Origin of the sequence: Rhodococcus sp. B50 (genome assembly GCF_013602415.1) — a bacterium.
In the GTDB taxonomy this organism is placed as follows: domain Bacteria; phylum Actinomycetota; class Actinomycetes; order Mycobacteriales; family Mycobacteriaceae; genus Rhodococcus.
This window is the reverse complement of sequence record NZ_WPAG02000002.1, coordinates 1,600,741-1,621,199: the sequence shown is the minus strand read 5'-3', so window position 1 is coordinate 1,621,199 and position 20,459 is coordinate 1,600,741. Positions and strand designations below refer to the sequence as shown.

General features: G+C 68.8%; 16 protein-coding genes. 6 read left to right on the top strand and 10 right to left on the bottom strand.

Features of this window, described 5'->3' with window-relative positions; genetic code table 11:
* Nucleotides 1–18 precede the first annotated feature (18 nt).
* The 4 genes from GON09_RS07800 to GON09_RS07785 form a co-directional block, all read right to left on the bottom strand.
* Nucleotides 19–786, bottom strand: coding sequence for a LysR substrate-binding domain-containing protein (locus tag GON09_RS07800; RefSeq protein WP_213931306.1), 768 nt, complete (start codon nt 784–786; stop codon nt 19–21).
* 42 nt (nt 787–828) lie between these two features.
* Complete coding sequence (locus GON09_RS07795; protein ID WP_213931305.1) at nt 829–3,333, bottom strand: DEAD/DEAH box helicase; 2,505 nt, start codon at nt 3,331–3,333, stop codon at nt 829–831.
* A 56-nt stretch (nt 3,334–3,389) separates the two neighbouring features.
* Nucleotides 3,390–4,427 carry an alpha/beta fold hydrolase gene (locus GON09_RS07790; protein WP_213931304.1) on the bottom strand — a complete coding sequence of 346 codons (1,038 nt, stop codon included), beginning with the start codon at nt 4,425–4,427 and terminating at the stop codon, nt 3,390–3,392.
* 172 nt (nt 4,428–4,599) lie between these two features.
* Nucleotides 4,600–5,622 (bottom strand): proteasome assembly chaperone family protein, encoded by a 1,023-nt coding sequence (locus GON09_RS07785; RefSeq protein ID WP_213931303.1) that lies wholly within the window; start codon nt 5,620–5,622, stop codon nt 4,600–4,602.
* 146 nt (nt 5,623–5,768) lie between these two features.
* Between GON09_RS07785 and GON09_RS07780 the strand changes: the two genes are divergently transcribed.
* On the top strand, nt 5,769–6,503 hold the full coding sequence (locus tag GON09_RS07780; protein WP_307854339.1) for a DUF5642 family protein: 735 nt from the start codon (nt 5,769–5,771) through the stop codon (nt 6,501–6,503).
* A gap of 229 nt (nt 6,504–6,732) precedes the next feature.
* Nucleotides 6,733–7,866, top strand: a complete 1,134-nt coding sequence (locus tag GON09_RS07775) for a DUF4192 domain-containing protein (protein ID WP_213931302.1) — start codon at nt 6,733–6,735, stop codon at nt 7,864–7,866.
* Between the two features lie 35 nt (nt 7,867–7,901).
* Here GON09_RS07775 and galE read toward each other — a convergent pair whose 3' ends face one another.
* Nucleotides 7,902–8,894: a UDP-glucose 4-epimerase GalE gene (galE, locus tag GON09_RS07770; protein WP_213931301.1), complete on the bottom strand. Its 993-nt coding sequence runs from the start codon at nt 8,892–8,894 to the stop codon at nt 7,902–7,904.
* A 54-nt stretch (nt 8,895–8,948) separates the two neighbouring features.
* The gene (locus GON09_RS07765; protein ID WP_016692727.1) at nt 8,949–9,635 is read right to left on the bottom strand and encodes a metal-dependent transcriptional regulator; all 687 of its coding nucleotides are present in this window, start codon (nt 9,633–9,635) and stop codon (nt 8,949–8,951) included.
* A gap of 104 nt (nt 9,636–9,739) precedes the next feature.
* On the opposite strand from GON09_RS07765, the gene GON09_RS07760 reads away from it, so the two are divergent.
* Together GON09_RS07760 and GON09_RS07755 are read left to right on the top strand one after the other, a co-directional pair.
* Nucleotides 9,740–11,011, top strand: a complete 1,272-nt coding sequence (locus tag GON09_RS07760; protein WP_213931300.1) for an acetoin utilization protein AcuC — start codon at nt 9,740–9,742, stop codon at nt 11,009–11,011.
* Complete coding sequence (locus GON09_RS07755) at nt 11,004–13,754, top strand: bifunctional acetate--CoA ligase family protein/GNAT family N-acetyltransferase (RefSeq protein WP_213931299.1); 2,751 nt, start codon at nt 11,004–11,006, stop codon at nt 13,752–13,754. Before GON09_RS07760 ends, GON09_RS07755 begins: the two co-directional genes overlap by 8 nt.
* 102 nt (nt 13,755–13,856) lie before the next feature.
* On the opposite strand, the gene GON09_RS07750 is transcribed toward GON09_RS07755, so the two are convergent.
* The 3 genes from GON09_RS07750 to GON09_RS07740 form a co-directional block, all read right to left on the bottom strand.
* Nucleotides 13,857–14,819: a sigma-70 family RNA polymerase sigma factor gene (locus GON09_RS07750; RefSeq protein ID WP_213931298.1), complete on the bottom strand. Its 963-nt coding sequence runs from the start codon at nt 14,817–14,819 to the stop codon at nt 13,857–13,859.
* Nucleotides 14,820–14,987: 168 nt separating this feature from the next.
* Entirely contained in the window at nt 14,988–16,466 is a 1,479-nt protein-coding gene (locus tag GON09_RS07745) for a DUF7782 domain-containing protein (protein WP_213931297.1), read from the bottom strand.
* 37 nt (nt 16,467–16,503) lie between these two features.
* On the bottom strand, nt 16,504–16,863 hold the full coding sequence (locus GON09_RS07740) for a DUF3099 domain-containing protein (protein ID WP_213931296.1): 360 nt from the start codon (nt 16,861–16,863) through the stop codon (nt 16,504–16,506).
* A gap of 73 nt (nt 16,864–16,936) precedes the next feature.
* On the opposite strand from GON09_RS07740, the gene GON09_RS07735 reads away from it, so the two are divergent.
* On the top strand, nt 16,937–17,173 hold the full coding sequence (locus GON09_RS07735; RefSeq protein WP_213931295.1) for a DUF3039 domain-containing protein: 237 nt from the start codon (nt 16,937–16,939) through the stop codon (nt 17,171–17,173).
* On the opposite strand, the gene GON09_RS07730 is transcribed toward GON09_RS07735, so the two are convergent.
* Complete coding sequence (locus GON09_RS07730; RefSeq protein WP_213931294.1) at nt 17,146–18,420, bottom strand: YihY/virulence factor BrkB family protein; 1,275 nt, start codon at nt 18,418–18,420, stop codon at nt 17,146–17,148. The genes GON09_RS07735 and GON09_RS07730 overlap by 28 nt on opposite strands.
* Nucleotides 18,421–18,631: 211 nt before the next feature.
* Here GON09_RS07730 and GON09_RS07725 point away from each other — a divergent pair, with 211 nt between their 5' ends.
* Nucleotides 18,632–20,359 carry a DEAD/DEAH box helicase gene (locus GON09_RS07725; protein WP_307854338.1) on the top strand — a complete coding sequence of 576 codons (1,728 nt, stop codon included), beginning with the start codon at nt 18,632–18,634 and terminating at the stop codon, nt 20,357–20,359.
* The last annotated feature ends 100 nt before the right edge of the window (nt 20,360–20,459 follow it).

The following is a 20,459-nucleotide window of genomic DNA, read 5'->3' as shown; positions in this document are numbered from 1 at the left end:
CGCCGCCCGCGGTGTCGCTCAGCGGCGCCCGCGCCGGGGCTTCCCGGGGCGCTTCCGCGCGGAGGCCCCCGCCCGGCGGGACGTCTTGGGCTCCGGTGCGCGCCGCTTCGGGGTCGAGCCCGTGCGTTCGCCGCGACGTGAGGTGCCGCCGGACCCGGACTCCGACTCGGAATCGCTGCGGCGGCCCCGGGAACTGTTGGCCGTCCTACCCCGGACGATCCCCACGAACTCGTCGACGAGGTCGGTCGTCCGGTCGGTGATCCAGACGAGTCCCACCTGCGATGCCGGCGCGTCGACGACCGGACGATAGGTGAGGTCGCGCCGGTGGTGCAGGCGGGCGAGCGACTGGGGGGTCACGAGCACACCCACCTCGGAGGCGACATGGGAAATCGCGTCCTCGGTCGTCGCGGGCCGCTCGAAGGCCTCCTCGCCGGGCAGCGCCATCCAGTCCAGGACGTCGTCGAGTGGATGGAGCACCGTCTCCTCGGCGAGGTCGGCCACCGACACCTCGTCGACCGCCGCGAACACGTGCTCCTTGGGGACCACCACGACGGAGACCTCGGTGTAGAGCGGGATGACCGACAGACCGTCCCGCTGCAACGGCAGGCGCAGCAGCGCGATGTCGGCGACCTCCTTGCGCAGCGGATCCGCGCCCGCGGTCGGCTCGACGGGGACCAGTTCGATCGGTACGTCCGGCATCCGCTCGTTCCACACCCGCACCCACTTCGCGGGGGTGACACCCGGGACGTAGGCCAAGCGGAAGGGTTGTACGGTCGGTTCGCTCACCGAGTCAGGCTACCGCTCCCCGGGTCGGCACCCGGCGGCGAATCAGCCCTCGACGATCTCGAACTCGTCGAACACCACCTCACCGGCCGCATCGGACTCGGCGAGATTCACCTCGCCGATCAGCGCCCAGCCGTGATCACCCTGCGGGTCGTGCAAGGTCTGGCGCACCCGCCACAGCTCGGGGCCCATCTCGACGGTGAACAGCAACGGTCCGCGGGCGTCGGGACCGGTGCCGATCTCGTCGTATTCCTCGAAGTACAGCTCGAGCAGGTCCTCCCAGTCCTCGGCCTCGAGACCGTCGCCGAGGGCCGCGAGATCGTCCCAGCGCCGGCGCGACGCCAGCTCGACCCGCTTGAACATCGCGTTGCGGATCATGACCTTGAACGCGCGGATGTTCGCCGACAGCGGGCGAGGCGAGTCTGCACCGAACGCGATCTGCTGCTCGTCGCCTTCCACTCCGGGATGGGTGAGCGATTCCCACTCGTCGAGCAGCGACGAGTCGACCTGGCGGATGAGTTCGCCGAGCCACTCGATGATGTCCTCGAGGTCCTCCGTCCGCGCGAAGTCGGGCACCGTCTGCCGTAGGGCCCGGTAGGCGTCGGCGAGATAGCGCAGGACCAGCCCCTCGGAGCGGGCCAGGCCGTAGTGCGAGACCAGCTCGGAGAAGGTCATGCTGCGCTCGATCATGTCGCGCACCACCGACTTCGGGGACAGTGGGAACTCCGCCACCCAGGGATGCCCGCCCCGGTAGGTCTCGAAGGCCGGCTCGAGCAGTTCCATCAGAGGCTTGGGCCAGGTGATCTCCTCGAGCAACTCCATGCGCTCGTCGTATTCGATGCCGTCGGCCTTCATCTGCGCGACCGCTTCACCCCGCGCGGCGTGCTGTTGCGCCATGAGAACCTGACGCGGATCGTCGAGCGTCGATTCGATCACCGACACCACGTCGAGGGCGTAGGTGGGGGAGTCGACGTCGAGCAGTTCGATGGCCGCCAGGGCGAACGGCGACAACGGCTGGTTGAGCGCGAAGTCGCGTTGCAGGTCGACGGTGAGTCGGGCCCTACGCCCGAACTCGTCCGGCGCGTCGAGTTGCTGGACGACACCGGCCTGCAGCAACCCCCGATACAGCGAGATCGCTTTGAGGATGTGCTTGCGCTGCGCCGGGCGAGGTTCGTGGTTGTCCTCGAGCAGATGACGCATCGCGTCGAAACAGTTGCCCGGTCGCGCAATGACGTTGAGGAGCAACGAGTTGCTCACCGAGAATCGCGACTGCAGCGGTTCGGGCGATGCCGCGACGAGCTTGTCGAAAGTGCCTTCACCCCACGAGACGAATCCTTCGGGCGCCTTCTTGCGCTGCACCTTCCGTCGCTTCTTCGGATCGTCCCCGGCCTTCGCGAGCGCCCGCACGTTCTCGATCTCGTGTTCGGGTGCCTGCACGACGACCGTGCCCATCGTGTCGTACCCCGCGCGACCGGCGCGGCCGGCGATCTGGTGGAACTCACGTGCCTTGAGCTGCCGGGTGCGGGTGCCGTCGAACTTCGTCAGGCCGGTGAGCAGCACGGTGCGGATCGGCACGTTGATGCCGACGCCGAGCGTGTCGGTGCCGCAGATGACCTTGAGCAGCCCGTCCTGCGCGAGCTTCTCGATCAGGCGCCGATACTTCGGCAGCATGCCCGCGTGGTGCACGCCGATGCCGTGCCGGACGAGACGCGAGAGGGTCTTACCGAAACCGGTCGAGAACCGGAAGTCGCCCAGAGCTGCTGCGATTGCCTCTTTCTCGGCCTTCGTGCACATGTTCACGCTGGTCAGTGCCTGGGCGCGCTCGAGGGCCGCGGCCTGGGTGAAGTGCACGACGTAGACGGGCGCCTGGTGCGTCGTCACGAGTTCCTCGATGGCCTCCCCGATGGGCGCTTGCGAGTACGAGAACGTCAATGGGACCGGACGTTCGGAGCCCGAGACCTCGACCGTGGGCCGTCCGGTGCGCCGGGTCAGATCCTTCTGCAGGAACGTCACGTCGCCGAGCGTCGCCGACATGAGCAGGAACTGCGCGTGCGGCAACTCGATGAGCGGAACCTGCCACGCCCAGCCGCGATCGGGTTCGGAGTAGAAGTGGAACTCGTCCATCACGACCTGGCCGATGTCGGAATCCGGTCCTTCGCGCAGCGCGAGATTCGCGACGATCTCGGCCGTTGCGCAGATGATCGGGGCTCCGGAGTTCACCGACGCGTCGCCGGTCATCATGCCGACCTTGTCGGCACCGAAGACATCGCACAGCGCGAAGAACTTCTCGCTCACGAGGGCCTTGATCGGGGCGGTGTAGAAGGTGCGCTTGCCTGTCGCCAGGGCGAAGAAGTGCGCACCGAGTGCCACCATCGACTTCCCGGAGCCGGTCGGCGTGGCGAGGATGACGTTGGAACCGGCGACCAGCTCCATGAGCGCTTCCTCCTGCGCCGGATAGAGTGTGATGCCCCGATCGGTCGTCCAGGTGGTGAATGCGTCGAACAACGCGTCGTCGTCGACGGGGTCGGGTATCAGATCCGGAAGCAGCACTTCTTCAGGCTAGTCGGAAGCGCGGGACTCGCCGGCGCGGGTCGCGTGCGGATCGGTCACGTGGCGCTGCGCTCGTCCGAACCCATCGCACCCAGCACCGCCATCCGGGTCTCCGGACCGCCGGTGATCTGCGATTCGCTCACACCCGACACGAGCAGCCTGCGCCAGCGGTCCAGGTCGAACTCGAGGGGAGAGGTGCTCTCCAGGAAGTTCTCGACCACCCGCAGGAAGCGGAGCGGATCGTCGCGGAACGGGAAATGACCCGCGCCCCGGAAGATCTCGAGACGGGAGCCGGGCATGGCCGAATGGGCGAGATAGGCGTGGGCGATCGGGATGACGCTGTCGTGATCGCCCCAGATGAGCTGGACGGGAAGGTTCTCCGTCAGATAGCAGCGGTCGAGCATCGTCACCACCTGGCCGCGCCAGTCGACCACGGCGCGCAGTGTACGCAGATACGCCTCGGAGGCCGTGGGATCCGGAAGGTTTCCCAGCACACGCACCAGATCCGAGGTATCGTGCAGCACCGCACCCGGCCGCAGCGGCGAAGCATTGACCCGGTTCAGCACGGCGCCGGCGGCCCGCAGGATCGGCATCGCCCCGGGCAGCCGCAGAACCCTCAGTGCTTCGCTGACGATCGGTACCGAGATCAGCCGCAGAGCGGGATGGACGTCCTTCGTGACGCCGCCGGACGCGACGAGCACCAGACGGTCGACCATGTGGGGGAACTGGTAGGCGAACTGCATCGCCACCCCGCCACCGAGGGAGTGGCCGATCACCGTGACCGACTCGATCCCCAGCACCGACAAGAGGTCGCGCATGCCGTTCGCGTAGGCAGCCACCGAGTAATCGGCGCGCGGCTTGTCGGAGCGGCCGTGCCCGAGCAGATCGGGGGCGATCACCGTGTACTTCTCCGCCAGGTGCGGAATGACGTCCTGCCAGGTCGACGAGTCGTCACCGATGCCGTGCACGAGCAACAGAGCGGGACCGCTGCCGGCCATGCGGAACGCGCGTCGGTAACCGTGGATCGTGCGGAACACGATGCGGGGTTCATTGTCCGGAACCGGGCGAAGTGTCCGGGCGCGCGGTGGAACCATGAGCGTCTCCTGCGACGTCGGTGATCGCGTGGTGGTAGCCGGGTGGTCCGGGCTGTCGCCGGTACCGGACACACCTACCACTGTGGCATGTCGCCGAAGCGTACCGGCTGTATGTGACGTCGACAACGACGATTGTGACGATCATGAAACATCCGGCGGACCCGTCGTGGTGTCAGCGCGGCGCGGAATCGTCTCCGTCGTCCGAGCCGGGCTCACCCGTTCCTCCATCGCCCGCCCCGCCGTCACGCAGATCGGGGAGATCGTCGCCGGGGTCGGCGCCGCGCCGGTCGTACTCGGCGAGGAACCGCTCGAACTCCGCTCCGATCTCCTCACCCGTCGGCAGACTCTCGTCGGTCGGCAGGGGAGAGGTCTGCTGCTCCTGGGCGGCCACATAGCTGTCGTACTGCCGCTCGAGCGCGTGCACCACCCCGAGGACCTCGGCGTTGTCCTCGATGTGCTCGTCGATCTGCTCGCGCACCCGCGCGGCGGCCTCACCGAGCGTCTGCAACGGCAGGTCGAGACCCCCGACCTCGGCGACGTTCGTCAGCAACGTCTCGGCGGCCGCCGGATAGTCGGTCTGCGCGAGGTAGTGCGGCACGTGTACCGAGAACCCCACGGACTCGTGCCCGTGCTGACCCATCCGGAATTCGAGCAGGGACGACACGCCCGCGGGCACCTGCAGTTCGCCCGACCAGCGGTGGTGCCCGGCGATGAGATCCTTGTTCGTCGAATGCGCGGTGACCGCGAGCGGCCGGGTATGGGGAATCGCCATCGGGATCGCGTTGAGCCCGATGGTCCGCCGCACCCCGAACTGCTCCGCGAGCAACCGGACCGCGGTGATGAAGCGTTCCCATCTCAGGTCGGGCTCGGCACCTGCGAGCAACAGGAACGGGGTGCCCGCCTCGTCGATGAGCGCGTACAGGTTCAGCTCGGGTTCCGCGTAATCGGAGAAATGGTCGGCCTTGAACGTCATGAGCGGGCGCCGCGACCGGTAGTCGATCAACTCGTCGACGGCGAACGACGCGACGAGCTCGGTCTCCAGGTTCTCGCGCAGGTGGGTGGTCGCGAGGCGCACCGCATGTCCCGCATCGGCGAACCCCTCGAGACCGTGCACGAGCACCGGCCCCTCACCGTCCGATGACGTGAGCTGCGGAGCCGGGAACTCCAGCTCGTACATGCGGGACTGCTCGTCCATCTGCGAACCACTCCGATCACACTTCGTCTCGGCTCTCCGCCGGGGTCACCCGACGTGGCATGGTGTCGTTCGAGTCTAATCGACGCTATGACGACCGATTCCGGGGCGCACACCCTGCCCGACGTCGACGACCGAGGGAGGTTCCGGTGACCCGACGCGAAGTTCGTCCGAGGCGCCGCACATCGGTCGGCCGGACCGTGATGCTGGCCGCGTGCCTGGTGCTCGTGCCGGCCTGTTCCGAGACCGTCGCCGGCGATCCCAGACCGGAACCGGCCGCCCTGACGGGGACTGCGTCCGCACCGGCGACCGTCCGCGCCCCGGGCGAGCTGGTGCTGCCACCCGAACGATTCCCGGCGCCGTACCTCGCGGTGGTCCTCCCACCGGAAGCGGTGGCACAGGCAGCGCCGGATCTGACCGGGATCCATCCCGGTTCGAAGGTCGAGCCGGGAGGATGTCTGCCCCCCACCCAGGATTACGGTCCGGGCAGCACCGCCATGGTCGTGGGTACCGACAACGCGAGTCGCGCGACGATCAGCGTCGAGGTCGCCCGGTCCGCTCCGTCCCTCACCGAGTACCGGACCCATCTGACGGAGTGCTCACGGGTGGATGCGACCGTGCGGGGAGTCACCTCGACCGTCGCCACCGTCCTGGACGACGACCCCGCCGCGCCCGTCGACGGCGCAGAGACCTTGGCTCTGACTCGCACGGTCGATTCCGGCAGGGGATCGGGCGGCATGACGCAGTCGATGGCTACGCGCGTCGCTCAGCTCGATGATGTGCGCGTGACGGTCACCTACATGTCGTTCGACTCGGCTCCGCCCGACACTGCGAGTCTCGACCGTGTGTTCCGGGACGCCGTCGAGTTCGCTGCCCGGCCCTGACCGGCCGGCCCGGCACCCCCGCCGGCCCCGACGGCCGGCCCGGCACCCCCGCCGGCCCCGATGGCCGGCCCGGCACCCTAGCAGCGCACGGTGACGGGATCGCCCGGTGGACGCCGGAGCCCGGCGGCGGCCGCGGAAGTTGTCCACAGCCGGCCGGTTCATCCCCAGAAGGCCGCGGATCACCCTCGTGACCGGCTTTCCGCTCGGACCCGTAGGCCACGGTCCGAGCATGACAACTTCCACGCCCTCGTCCTCGCATCCACTCCGACTCACCGATGTCGGTGACGTGATCGCGGCCCTGCCCGCGCTGATGGGATTCCCGCCGGCACGCTCGATCGTCGTGATGTGCCTGACACCGACCGGTGACGCCCCGACCCGCCCGAACGGGAAGGTCGCGACCATCGGTGCCGTGATGCGACACGACCTCGTCCTGCCCGGGGCCGGCGAACCCGTTCCCGAACTCATGCGCGCCGCGTTCCGACGTTTCTGCGCCGTCTGTGCCCGCGAGGGCGCGGAATCCGTGGTGGCCGTCCTGGTCGACGACGGGCTCACCGACCGGCACGACCCGGCGATCGCCGAGGTGTGCCGGCTCGTCGACGACTTCGCGGATCACCTCGACGCCGTCGGAATCGATCTGGCAGGTGTGTACGCGCTGCCCGAGATATCCGGCGGCGCGACCTGGTTCGTGCCCGGTCAGGACATCACCGGCAGTGTGGCCGATCCAGGTTCCTCCGTGGTCGCGGCGGCGCGGGTGTTCGAGGGCAGTCCGATTCGACGCTCCCGCAACGAACTCGAGGCGCTGCTCGTCCCGTATCCGCCGGCGGTGCGGCAGGAAGTTGCGCGCTGCATCGACGAGGTCGTCGAGACCCGCGACCGCGAGTACGAGCGTTGCGCCCGCGAGGGCGGCGGTGAACGCGCCGACCGGGTCGAACTGCAGGCCGTGCTCGCGCACGTCGAGGCGTACGGCGCCGGAACGGATCCGAGTGCGTCGGATGTCGCAGAACTCGCGGTGCTGCTCGCGAATCGCACGGTGCGGGACGCCGCGATGGGGCTCGCGACCGGTCCGCTCGCACGCGCGGCGGAGCGCCTGTGGGCCGAACTCGCACGCGCCCTGCCGGATCCCGAACGGGCGGACGCCGCCGCACTCGTCGGCTTCGGTGCCTACGTGCGCGGCGACGGCCCGCTCGCCGGCGTCGCGCTCGCCGCAGCCCTCGAATCCGACCCCCGCCACCGGCTTTCGGATCTGCTGGACCAGGCGTTGCAGGCGGGGCTGCGGCCCGAAGCCATCCGCGGCCTCGCAGAGACAGGCCACGAGATCGCGATGAGGTTGGGACTCGAGCTGCCGCGCGACGAGTCGTCCTGACGCCTACCGCGCACTCGGTTCACACCGCGCAGCGCTCAGCCGCGCCGAACGGCGTGCAGCCGGTCGCCGAGGGACCGGGTGAACTCCCATGCGTCGGAGACGATTTCGTCGAGATCGGTGTGCTGGGGGTTCCACCCGAGTTCGGACATCGCGCGGCTGCTGGAAGCGATGAGAACGGCCGGATCACCGGCGCGGCGCGGTGCGTCGACCGCTGCGATCGGAAGTCCCGTGACCCGCTCGCACGCCGAGATGACCTCGCGGACGGTGAAACCCTCCCCGCTGCCGAGGTTGTAGATGCCGTGCCGGCCGGGTTCGGACGTCGTCAATGCCAGCACGTGGGCGTCGGCGAGATCCTTGACGTGGATGTAGTCGCGCACCGCGGTGCCGTCCTTGGTCGGCCAATCGGTGCCGAAAACGGAGATGTGATCGCGCACACCGAGAGCGACCTGCAGCACCAGCGGGATCAGATGTGTCTCGACGACCCGGTTCTCTCCGGCGCCGCCGTAGGCCCCGGCGACGTTGAAGTACCGCAGGCTCGTCGCGGCGAGACCGTGCGCGTGCGCGTACGAGGAGATCGCGTGATCGATGGCGAGCTTCGACGCACCGTACGGGTTGGTGGGACGGGTGGGCGCGTCCTCGGTGATCGGCACGCTTTCGGGCTCGCCGTAGGTCGCGGCGGTCGAGGAGAAGACCAGTCGCGGCGTACCCGAGCGGCGGATGGCCTCGAGCAGGGCGAGGGTGGTCACCACGTTGCCCTGCCAGTACTTCTCGGGGCACTCCACCGACTCGCCGACCAGTGATTGCGCGCCGAAGTGGAGGACGCCGTCGAAGCGGGGACCGGGTCCGGAGAGCAGATCGTCGGCGACGGCCGCGATGTCGCCCTCGACGAACTCGGCGCCCGTCGGTACCGCCTCGGCATTTCCGGTGGACAGATCGTCGACGACCACGACGTCGTGGCCCTGTTCGAGCAGCACGGTCGTGCACACGCTGCCCACATAGCCGGCGCCGCCGGTCACCAGAAGTCTCACGCTGGACATCCCCTTTTCGCATGCCCGTGCCGGACATGCGAAAAGGGGTCTGTGTCAGACCTGCTTCACCTGCACGGCGTGGGCCATCTCGTCGGAAAGCTCGAAGCTGTCGTGACCGGCCACGGTGATGGACACCGAGCCCGGTCGCGTCTCGACTGTAACCCGCGCGTCCGGGACGACACCGGCCTCACGCAGCCGCGCGATGACCTCCGGGTCGGACTGGACGTACTCGGCGAGCCGGCGCACCACCACGGCGGTCGGCTTGCCGTGGGGGATCTCCGTCAGCCGCACCAGCTTCTCGTCGAGGACCGCCGTGCGGTCGAGACCCAGCTGCGCGAGCCCCGGGATCGGGTTGCCATAGGGCGAGGTGGTCGGGTTGTTGAGTACCTCGACGAGGCGGCGTTCGACCTCCTCGCTCATCACGTGCTCCCAACGGCACGCCTCGGCGTGCACGTTCTCCCAGTCGAGACCGATCACGTCCACGAGAAGCCGTTCTGCGAGCCGGTGCTTGCGCATCACGGACACGGCGAGATCGCGGCCCTTCTCGGTGAGCTGCAGGTGCCGGTCGCCGGCGACGCGGAGCAGGCCGTCGCGTTCCATGCGGGCCACGGTCTGGCTGACCGTCGGTCCGCTCTGCTCGAGGCGTTCGGCGATGCGCGCGCGCAGCGGCACCACGCCTTCCTCTTCCAAGTCGTAGATGGTCCGGAGATACATCTCCGTTGTATCGACCAGGTCCTTCACTCTCACACCCCTTCGTCTGGGCCGATTCTAACCGTGCGAACAGGACGGTGGGGGCGCCCTCCGAGGCTCGCATGTCCGTGGGTGGAGCAGTAGCGTCTGTGTCCATGACCACGAGCTCCACCGCGGCGGGCGGTACGACACAGCTGAGCGGCGATCGGATAGTGGTGTGGAGCCCCGACTACCTCGATTACCGGTGGGGTCCGACACATCCGATGAACCCCACGCGTCTCGATCTCACGATGGCTCTGTCCCGCAGTCTCGGTCTCCTCGAGGGCGTCGAGACCGTCCGTCCGTCCCCTGCGGACGACACCGATCTGCTGCGCATCCACACCGCGTCCTATGTCGATGCGGTCAAGCGCGCGGGTTCCGCTGCCGAGGGAGCGGCACCCCCGGCCGACGCCCCCCACGGCCTCGGTACCGAGGACAACCCGATCTTCCCCCGCATGCACGAGGCCAGCGCCACCCTCGCCGGAGGCACGCTGGCGGCCGCGCGCGAGATCGCGAGCGGCCGGGCCCGGCGCGCGGTGAGTATCGGCGGCGGAATGCACCACGCGATGGCCGACTGGGCCGCCGGATTCTGCGTCTACAACGATGCCGCCATCGCGATCTCGTGGTTGCTCGACCACGGCTACGACCGCATCGCCTACATCGACGTGGACGCCCACCACGGTGACGGCGTGCAGCACGCTTTCCTCGGCGACCCGCGGGTCCTCACCATCTCGCTGCACCAGCATCCCGCGACCCTGTGGCCCAACACCGGATGGTCCAGCGAGGTCGGCGCAGGCCCGGCCGAGGGCACCGCGATCAACCTTCCCGTCCTGCCGGGCACCGTGGACCCGCTGTGGTTGCGCGCCTTCCACGCCGTCGTGCCGGGTGCGGTCGCGGCGTTCCGTCCGCAGATTCTCATCAGTCAGTGCGGAGCCGACAGTCACCGTGAGGATCCCCTCGCCGACCTCTCGCTGACCGTCGACGGTCAACGCGCGTCGTATCTCGCGATGCGAGATCTGGCCGATCGTTATTGCGAGGGTCGTTGGCTCGCCGTCGGCGGCGGCGGTTACGGCCTCGTCCGGGTGGTGCCGCGCGCGTGGACGCACCTGATCGCGGCAGCCCTCGACCGCGAGATCGACCCGAACACCCCCATCCCGGCGGAGTGGAACGAACGCGTCGGCGCTCTGGCTCCGAGCGTCGAGCTGCCCACGAGCATGGGGGAGAACTCCGATGTGTCGTATCTACCCTGGGACGGTCCCGGAGGTACTCCGGAGACGGGCATCGCGTCTCTCGATCGTGCATTGACCCGTATCGATTCCGCGATCATCGCCACGAGGCGGGCGGCCTTCCCGCTGCTCGGCCTGGACCCGGAGGATCCGCGTGACTGATCAGCAGAATCCCGCGGCGGGATCGAGCACCGATCCTGCGAAGGTTGCCGCCACGGCGGGAGAGGCCGACCCGGCTCGCGAACGGGCCCTCGCCCGGGCACGCGACTATCCGCGGCACTGGGTCGCCGACGTGCTGGCCTCGGACGGCGGTGTCGTGCACCTGCGGCCGATCGTCCCCGAAGACGCCGAGGGGATCGTCGCCTTCCACAGCAAACTCTCCGAACGCACCCGCTATCTGCGGTATTTCGGTCCGTACCCGACGATCTCGAAGAAGGACCTGTTCAACTTCACGGTCGTCGACCACCGCTCCCGCGTGGCGTTCGTCGCGGTGCTCGGCGACGAGATCATCGCCGTCGGACGATACGAAGGACTGTCCGACGAGGGTGACGGTCTTTCCGCGGAGGTGGCCTTCACCGTCGCCGACGCCCATCAGGGGCGCGGCCTCGGTCCGATCCTGCTCGAACATCTCGCCGGCGCGGCCGCCGAGAACGGACTGCACACCTTCGTCGCCGAAGTCCTCGCCGAGAACCGGCACATGATTACCGTCTTCCGGGAGGCCGGCTACCAGGTCAGCCGCAGCTTCGAAGGGGGAGTGGTCCGTCTCGAGTTCGCGATCGACCCCACCGAGGCGCTCGTGTCGGTGCGCAACGCCCGCGAACGCGCCGCCGAGGCGCGCAGCGTGCGCAACATCCTGAGCCCCGCCAGCGTCGCTGTCATCGGAGCCTCCACCGACAGTCGCAAGGTGGGCAACGCCGTGCTGGTGAACATGCTGCGCAGCGGATTCACCGGCCCGGTCTATCCCGTCAACGCCGAGAACCGGTCGGTCCGGGGTGTCCGCGCGTACCCGACCGTCCGGGACATCCCGGACGAAATCGACCTCGCTATCGCCGCAGTGCCGGCCGAATCCATCGACTCGGTGCTCGACGACTGTCTCGCGAAGGGTGTCAAGGCGCTGCTCGTCGTGTCGTCGGGTTTCGGTGAGACCGGACCGGAGGGCCGCGACGCCGAGCGCCGCCTCGCCCTGGCCGCACGGTCGCACGGCATGCGGCTCATCGGCCCGAACGCACTCGGTGTGGCCAACAACGACGCGACGTTCCGCCTCAACGCGACCCTCGCGCCCGTGCTCCCGGCCGCCGGCAACGTGGGCTTCTTCTGCCAGTCCGGTGCGCTCGGCATCGCGATTCTGGACGAGGCCGCCAAGACCGGGGTCGGACTGTCGTCCTTCGTCTCGGCGGGCAACCGCGCCGACCTGTCGGGCAACGACCTGCTGCAGTACTGGGACACCGACCCCGCGACCGAGGTGGTGCTGCTCTACCTCGAGAGTTTCGGGAATCCGCGCAAGTTCTCGCGCATCGCCCGCCGGGTGGCGCGCAGCAAGCCGATCGTCGCGGTCAAGAGCGGCCGGCACGCGGTTCCGCCGGCGCTCGCCGCGCGGACCGGCGAGATGGACGACACCATCGTGCGCTACCTCTTCGAACAGGCGGGTGTGGTGCAGGTCGAGTCGATCGGTCAGCTCTTCGACTCCGCACTGCTGTTCGGCTATCAGCCGTTGCCGGCGGGACCGCGGGTCGCGGTGGTGGGCAACTCCACCGCACTCGGAGTGCTTGCCGTCGATGCCGCGCGCGGACAGGGATTGCAGGCCCCGGATGCGGTGGATCTCGGTGCGCAGGCGTCACCGGAGGAGTTCGCCGGGGCGGTCGCGCGGGCGCTCGAATCACCCGACGTCGACTCCGTGATCGCGGTGTTCGTCCCGCCGGTCGCCGTCGACGTCCAGCCCTACGCCCAGGCCCTGCGCGACGCCGTCGCCGGGTCGGAGAAGCCCGTGGTGACCACCTTCCTGGCGACCGAGGGCATCCCCGACGTCCTCGCCGTGCGCGGATCGGACGGCAATCCGACCCGCGGGTCCGTGCCGTCCTATCCCGGTCCGGAACGGGCTGCGCTGGCGCTGGGACGGGCGTGGCGGTACGCGAAGTGGCGGAGCCGGCCGCCCTCGCAGGTCGTGCGGCCGGCCGGAATCGATCCCGAACGTGCCCGGGGGCTCGTGGACGGATGGCTCGAGACGACTCCCGAAGGCCGGTACCTGTCGGACACCGAAGCGGCCCTGCTGCTGTCCTGCTACGGGGTGGAGGTCGCGGACTTCCGGGCGGTGACCACCGAGGACGAGGCGGTGGCGGCGGCGGAGGAGATCGGATTCCCGGTGGCGGTCAAGGCCACCGGCGCGCAGTGGCGGCACCGGCCGGACCTGAGCGGTGTCCGTCTCGATCTCGTGGACGCCGACTCGGTGCGGATCGCGTACCGCGACCTGGCCGCGGCATCGGGTGAGCCCTTGATGCACGTGCAGCAGATGGCCCACAAGGGCATCGGTTGCGCGATCCGTGTGCAGGACGACCCGTCGTTCGGCTCGCTCATCTCGTTCGGTCTCGCCGGTGTGATCTCCGACCTGCTCGGCGATCGGGCCTATCGTGTCCTTCCTCTCACGGAGGACGAGGCGGTCGAGTTGATCGATGCGCCGAAGGCAGCCCCGCTTCTCTCGGGTTACCGGAACGCGGCACCGGTGAACAAGCCGGCGCTGGTCGATTTCGTCCAGCGGATCTCGGCGCTCGCCGACGATATCCCCGAGGTGCGCGAGCTGGTGTGCGAGCCGGTGCTGGCCTCGGTGGTAGGGGCCGAGCTCACTGATGCGCACGTGCGGATCGGGCCCGAACCGCACCCGCTGGACCTCGGCCCACGCCGGCTGCGCTGACGGCAGACCGGTGAGACGACTCGCCGGAAACGGTCCCGGACAGCAACGATCCCCGAGAACCCAGCCCGGTTCTCGGGGATCGGATACCGCTGACGCGCCCGGTCAGCTGGCGTAGGCGCGAAGGCGCTCGGCGCGATCTCCCTCGCGGAGCTTGGACATCACTTCGCGCTCGATCTGGCGGACACGCTCACGGGAGAGCCCGAAGAGCTTGCCGATCTGGTCGAGGGTGCGCGGCTGGCCGTCGTCGAGGCCGTAGCGCAAGCGGATGACCTGCTGTTCGCGCTCGTCGAGTGTCGCGAGGACGCTGCGGACGTCGCTGTGCAGGAGGCCGGCGATGACGGCGGTCTCGGCGGATGTCGCCTCGGCGTCCTCGATGAAGTCGCCCAGCGGGGCCTCCTCGTCGTTACCGACAGGCATGTCGAGGCTCACCGGATCGCGGCTGTGGTCGAGCAGGTCGGCGATCTTCTCGACGGGGATGCCGGACTCGTTGGCGAGTTCCTCGTCGGTCGCCTCGCGGCCGAGCTGCTGATGCAGTTCGCGCTTGATGCGGGCGAGCTTGTTGACCTGTTCGACCAGGTGGACGGGGAGCCGGATCGTGCGGCTCTGGTCGGCCATACCGCGAGTGATGGCCTGACGGATCCACCACGTCGCGTAGGTCGAGAACTTGAAGCCCTTCGCGTAGTCGAACTTCTCCATCGCGCGGATCAGGCCGAGGTTGCCCTCCTGGATGAGGTCCAGCAGGGGCATCCCGCGTCCGGTGTAACGCTTCGCCAGCGAGACGACGAGACGCAGGTTGGCCTCGAGCAGGTGGCTGCGAGCGGCCTGTCCTTCACGAACGATGACTGCGAGGTCGCGCTTCTTCGCGGCGGACAGGCGCTTCTTCGTCTCGAGCAGGTGCTTGGCATACAGGCCGGCCTCGATCCGCTTTGCCAATTCCACCTCGTCGGCTGCGGTGAGCAGAGCGGTCCGTCCGATGCCGTTCAGGTAGACGCGAACGAGATCGGCTGCGGGGCTCTGACCGTCGAGGTCGGAATCGAAGCGAGCGGTGGTTTCGGGGCGTGCCATGACGTGCCTCCTCATCGGTGGTGTCTCACAAGGTTCAACGAGCGGCGAAGCCGTGGAGTTCCCGTCGGTCTCCGAGTACCACCGCGCTGACCTGCGCTAACCCGATGAGCTCCTGAGAAGTTGCTGAGAGAACCGAATCGTGGAACCTCAGGCACACCCCGACGAGGGTCAGGCGGGCTCGATCAGCCCGTGACGCACGAGTCCGTGCACGAGGCCCACTGCCCGCGTGAGCAGATCGTCCTCGTCCTCACCGTGCGCGGCCGCGAGCAGCGACACGAGATCTCCGAGGGGCAGGCCGTCGGCGCGCATCCCTCCGAGCAGGGCGGCAGCGAGATCGTCCACCTCGTGCTGCCAGGCCGGACCTCCACCGCGGTGCACCCGCACGACCACCTGTTCCCAACCCTCCGCGCCGGGCAGGTGGACCCGCTCGAGTGCCGTGTCGGGACGTACCACGAACCGGGCGTCCAGAACCTCGTGCGTACGCAGCCAGTCGAGGCGCCGGAAGTAGTCGATCGCCTCGTCGCCCAGGGCATCGGTGAACGCGTGCCGCAGATCCTCGGCCATCACATCGGACGGCAGATCGGTGCGGCGCAGGTAGACGAATCCGAACCCGACTCCTTCGACACCGTGCTCGGCGAAGTGGTCGAGCCACTGCTCGGCACGCACCGCTACCTCCGGCTCGCGCTGGTCGGCGTCGCCGTCCCTCAGCCACGTGCCGACGTAGAGGGCGGGATCGGCGACATCGCGCTGCACGATCCAGGCATCCACGCCCTGCGGCGGCAACCACGACGCGACCCGGGCCCGCCAGTCCTCACCCTCGACGTGCACCCACGACGCGAGCATCGCGGCGGTGCCTCCCGGATTCAGGTGCTCGGCTGCCTGCGAGATCATGAGCCTGCTGGCGCCGTCGAGGTCGAGACCGGAGTCGCGGTAGCTGTGTTCGACATGTCCCGCGCTCACCACGAACGGCGGATTCGCGACGATCCGGTCGAAGGTGCGGCCGGCAACCGGTTCGAACCAGGATCCCTCGAGAAGATCGATGTCGATCCCGTTGAGCGCTGCGCTCGCGGCGGCGAGGGCCAGGCACCGGGGATTGATGTCGGTGGCGGTGACCTTCTCCGCGTGATCCGAGGCCCGGATCGCCTGCACTCCGCAGCCCGTACCCAGGTCGAGCACGGTGCCGACCCGATCGCTGGGGGTCGCCTGCAGCAGCGACAAGGAGGCCTGCCCGACGCCGAGAACGTGATCGGGGCGGGTCGGGACGGACCGGATCGAACCGTCGAGATCCGACAACACCCAGCGACTTCCGGTACCGGCGTCGAGGGGTCGCAGATCGAGTGCGGCGCACACGCCGTCGCCGTCGTGTTCGAGCAGTCCCGCTCGCACGGCCTGTTCCGGCGTCACCGGATCGAGGGCGCGAGCCACCTCCACCTCGGGGCAGGTGTCCTGGAGGAGGAACAGTCGGACGAGCACGCCGAGATCACCGGCACCGCGCGCGATGCGCCGGGCGGGGACGGGTTCGCTGCGCCCGAGCGCGGCGTGCGCCTCGGGGCCGAGCAGTTCCCGCACGGTGTCGAGGTCGTAGCGGCACCTGATCAGTGCGGTGCGCAGAGCGGGGCAGAGAGACAGGAGAAGGTCGCGGTCCACCACGACATTCTCGCAAGCTCTCCGCTCGCCCTCCCCGTCAGCCGTCGATGACGCGGTGGGGCGACGACTCGATTGCCGGAGCGTCGTCGAAGCGACCGTCCCAGCGGCTCGGCTCGTCCTTCCGGCGCGGCGGCCGGTCGTTGGCGATGAGGACCGCGATCCACGGCAGAGGGATCGACACCCCGATGATCGCCATCGAGATCCAGGGATTCTCCCAGACGCCGTACGCGATCGCCGCCAGGAGCAGGGCGGGGATGCGGAACGACATGATCGTGAGGTACTTGCGAACCCGTGCTCGGTGCTGATCCTCGAGCGACGTCTCCGCCGCTGTGATCAGAACCGGGTTGTCGGGCGATCCGTTCTCGGGGGATCCGCCGAAACCGTGAGTTCTCGCCATGTCTTCCACCTTCCCACGACGAACCGTCGCACGCACATACGCATCCGGCCTCTCCGTGCGGCATCATGGACACGTGAGCACGGATATCAAGGAACGGCCGGATACCACCACCGACGAGACGACCGAGGACGACACCCCGAAATTCTTCCACTACGTGAAGAAGGACAAGATCGCCGAGAGTGCGGTCATGGGTACCCACGTGGTTGCGCTGTGCGGTGAGGTCTTTCCGGTGACCCGGTCGCCGAAGCCCGGCTCGCCGGTGTGCCCCGAATGCAAGAAAGTCTACGACGGTTTGCGCAAGGGCGACTGAGGCACCGGGTGGAACGACTCGTCGTCCACCGCGGCGTCGGGTGATTCCGGCGCCGGTCTCTCTACCGGCGGAAGATCGGTCTCGGCCGGGGGAACTTCGGATCCCCCGGCCTTGTCGTCGTGGGATGCACGGTCGGCGTGCGAGGCCGGCTCCGACTCGGCAGGTCTCCCGTCGATCGGCCACGACTCGGGTTCGCGTTCTCCGGGCCGGATCAGATCGGACAGCCGGATCGTCGTGGAGCCTGCCAGTCGGCGCGTGAGGTTCGTCATAGGCCCGCTGTCCGGCGACGGATCGCGCGCCGCCTGCTCCGCCAGCCACACCCGCCACTGCTCCAGACGCGTGGCGCGTGCGGGCCAGAACTGCTGCACCGTGGCGTTGAATTCGGCTCCGAGGACCACCGCGAATCCCAGGAAGAATGTGAACAGCAGGAACGCGATCGGAGCGGCGAGCGCACCGTAGGTATAGCCCGTGGCGGCGATCCAGGTCAGGTACCACCGCAGGATCACGCTCGACGCGAGGAAGAACACGCCTGCCAGCACCGCGCCGCCGAGCAGTCGGTGCCACGGCAGCGACTTGGGCAGCGCCACCTTGTACAGGGTTGTCAATCCGATCAGCAGCAGCAGACCCACGGCGGGGAAATAGAAGGTGTCGATGATCTGCGAGCCGACATCGAACCACGCATCGGGTAACAGTCGGCCGATCAGCGTGGGTCCGAGTGCGACGAGCGGCAGGGTGAACACCGCAAGGATCAGGAAGACCACGTAGAGCAACAGACCGAAGATCCGCTGCCACACCGGGTGGCGGTGGTCCTGCTGGTGGTGCGCTTCGACGATCGAGTCCACGAACGTCGAGATAGCCGACGAGCCGGCCCACAGCGACAACACGAAGCCGAGCGACATCACGTCGGCGCGGCCGCGGCCGAGGACATCCGCGACGGTGGGTTCGATGATCTGGTCGACCACGCTGTCGCTGAAGACCGAGCGGAGGAAGGTGACGGTCTTGGACGTGATGATCTCGACCGTGTCCGGACCGAACCAGCCACCGACGTAACCGAGGCTGCCGAGCAGGCCGAGCACCAGCGGTGGCAGCGACAGAGTTTGCCAGAAAGCCGCGGTCGCGGCCTTGCTGAAGATCGAATGGTCCCAGGCCGAGGACGCGGTGTGTGCGACCACCTCCCACCCTTTACCCACCGCGTGCCGTATGCGGCCGCGGGGCGCCGGTGCGTGGGGTCGTGGTGTGTCGTTCATCTACTTCCAGAATTCCTGATGACACGCTCGCGTGCGCGCTCAGGCAGGTGAGGGTGCATCGAATTCTGCCACGCAGCCCTCGTCGGACCCGCCGACGCCGCGACTTCGGCGGGTCCGCGGCTTCCGAGACGATAGGCTGCATGACGGTCGGGACCCGGACGAGTGCGGTGGGACCGGCCCGAGCGAAGCGGACAAGGAGCACGAGAAACCGGTGAGCACCGAAACCGTCGGACAAGCTACGACCTCCGCCCCTGTGGCCCAGCTGCGCGCCTGGCAGCGCCGCGCCCTCACCAAGTACCTCGCGACGAAACCGCGCGACTTCCTCGCGGTCGCGACCCCCGGCGCGGGTAAGACGACCTTCGCCCTCCGGGTGGCGTCGGAACTGCTGCGCGACCGGACGGTCGACCAGATCACCGTCGTCGCACCCACCGAACACCTCAAGCACCAGTGGGCGGGCGCGGCGGCCCGGATCGGTATCGCCCTCGACTCGAACTTCACGAACTCGACCGGACAGACGTCGAGCGACTATCAGGGCGTCGTGGTCACCTACGCGCAGATCGCCTCGCACCCGTTCAAGCACCGCGTACGCACGGAGGCGCGGCGCACCCTGGTGATACTCGACGAGATCCACCACGGCGGCGACGCGAAGAGCTGGGGTGAGGGCATCCTCGAGGCGTTCGGGGACGCGACCCGCCGTCTGGCGCTGACCGGTACGCCCTTCCGCAGCGACGACAGCGCGATCCCGTTCGTGACCTACGAGCCGAACGACGACGGTCTGATGCAGTCCAAGGCCGACCACGCCTACGGCTACGCCGACGCCCTCGCAGACGGCGTCGTGCGGCCCGTCGTGTTCCTCGCGTACTCGGGTGAGGCGCGCTGGCGCACCAGCGCGGGGGAGGAGTTCACGGCGCGGCTGGGCGAACCCCTCAGCGCCGAGCACACGGCCCGGGCGTGGCGGACGGCCCTCGATCCCGAGGGCGACTGGATTCCTGCGGTTCTGGGGGCAGCGAACACCCGGCTCCAGCAGCTACGCGCCGGCGGGATGCCGGATGCCGGTGGCCTCGTGATCGCGACCGACCAGACCACCGCCCGGGCCTACGCGAGGATCCTCGAGGCGGTCACCGGCGAGATGCCCACCGTCGTGCTCTCGGACGACCCCACGGCGTCCGAGCGGATCTCGCAGTTCAGCGAGGGAAACCAGCGGTGGATGGTCGCCGTGCGCATGGTGTCCGAAGGCGTCGACGTTCCTCGACTCGCGGTCGGCGTGTACGCGACCAGCGCCTCGACCCCGTTGTTTTTCGCGCAGGCGATCGGTCGCTTCGTGCGGTCGCGGCGCAAAGGGGAGACCGCCAGTGTCTTCCTGCCGTCCGTGCCGGTGCTGCTCGAGCTCGCCAGCCAGCTCGAGGCGCAACGCGACCACGTGCTCGGCAAGCCGCACCGGGTCAAGGAAGGTTTCGACGACGAGCTCCTCGCCGACGCGAACCGGCGTAAGGACGAGCCCGGCGAGGACGAGAAGGCCTTCCACTCGCTCGGTGCGGAAGCCGAACTCGATCAGGTCATCTACGACGGATCCTCGTTCGGCACCGCGACATTCGCCGGGTCCGACGAGGAGGCCGACTATCTGGGACTTCCGGGCCTGCTGGACGCCGACCAGATGCGGGCGCTGCTGCGTCAGCGTCAGGAACAGCAGCTGAACAAGCCCAAGACCGAGCCTGCGCCTACCCCGCCGCCCCAGGTGACCGAGCGCGTCGAGACCGCCGACACTCTGGCGCAGCTGCGTCGCGAACTCAACTCGCTCGTCGCGGTCGTCCACCATCGGACCAGGAAGCCGCACGGGGTGATCCACGGCGAGCTGCGTCGGCAGTGCGGCGGTCCGCCGACAGCGATGGCGACCGCCGAGCAGCTGCGCGACCGGATCGCCATCCTGCGCAGCTGGTGACGACGAGAACGGGCGACCACCTCGAAGGTGGTCGCCCGTTCATTCGGTCGGGTCTCGGAACCGAAGGTTCGCTCCTGTGACAGAACGTTGGTTCCGGACG

Bases quoted from the DNA above. Each gene is read 5' to 3' on its own strand.
- GON09_RS07790 (WP_213931304.1), bottom strand. From the start codon at position 4,427: ATGGTTCCACCGCGCGCCCGGACACTTCGCCCGGTTCCGGACAATGAA.
- GON09_RS07785 (WP_213931303.1), bottom strand. From the start codon at position 5,622: ATGGACGAGCAGTCCCGCATGTACGAGCTGGAGTTCCCGGCTCCGCAG.
- GON09_RS07775 (WP_213931302.1), top strand. From the start codon at position 6,733: ATGACAACTTCCACGCCCTCGTCCTCGCATCCACTCCGACTCACCGAT.
- GON09_RS07760 (WP_213931300.1), top strand. From the start codon at position 9,740: ATGACCACGAGCTCCACCGCGGCGGGCGGTACGACACAGCTGAGCGGC.
- GON09_RS07750 (WP_213931298.1), bottom strand. From the start codon at position 14,819: ATGGCACGCCCCGAAACCACCGCTCGCTTCGATTCCGACCTCGACGGT.
- GON09_RS07740 (WP_213931296.1), bottom strand. From the start codon at position 16,863: ATGGCGAGAACTCACGGTTTCGGCGGATCCCCCGAGAACGGATCGCCC.
- GON09_RS07730 (WP_213931294.1), bottom strand. From the start codon at position 18,420: ATGAACGACACACCACGACCCCACGCACCGGCGCCCCGCGGCCGCATA.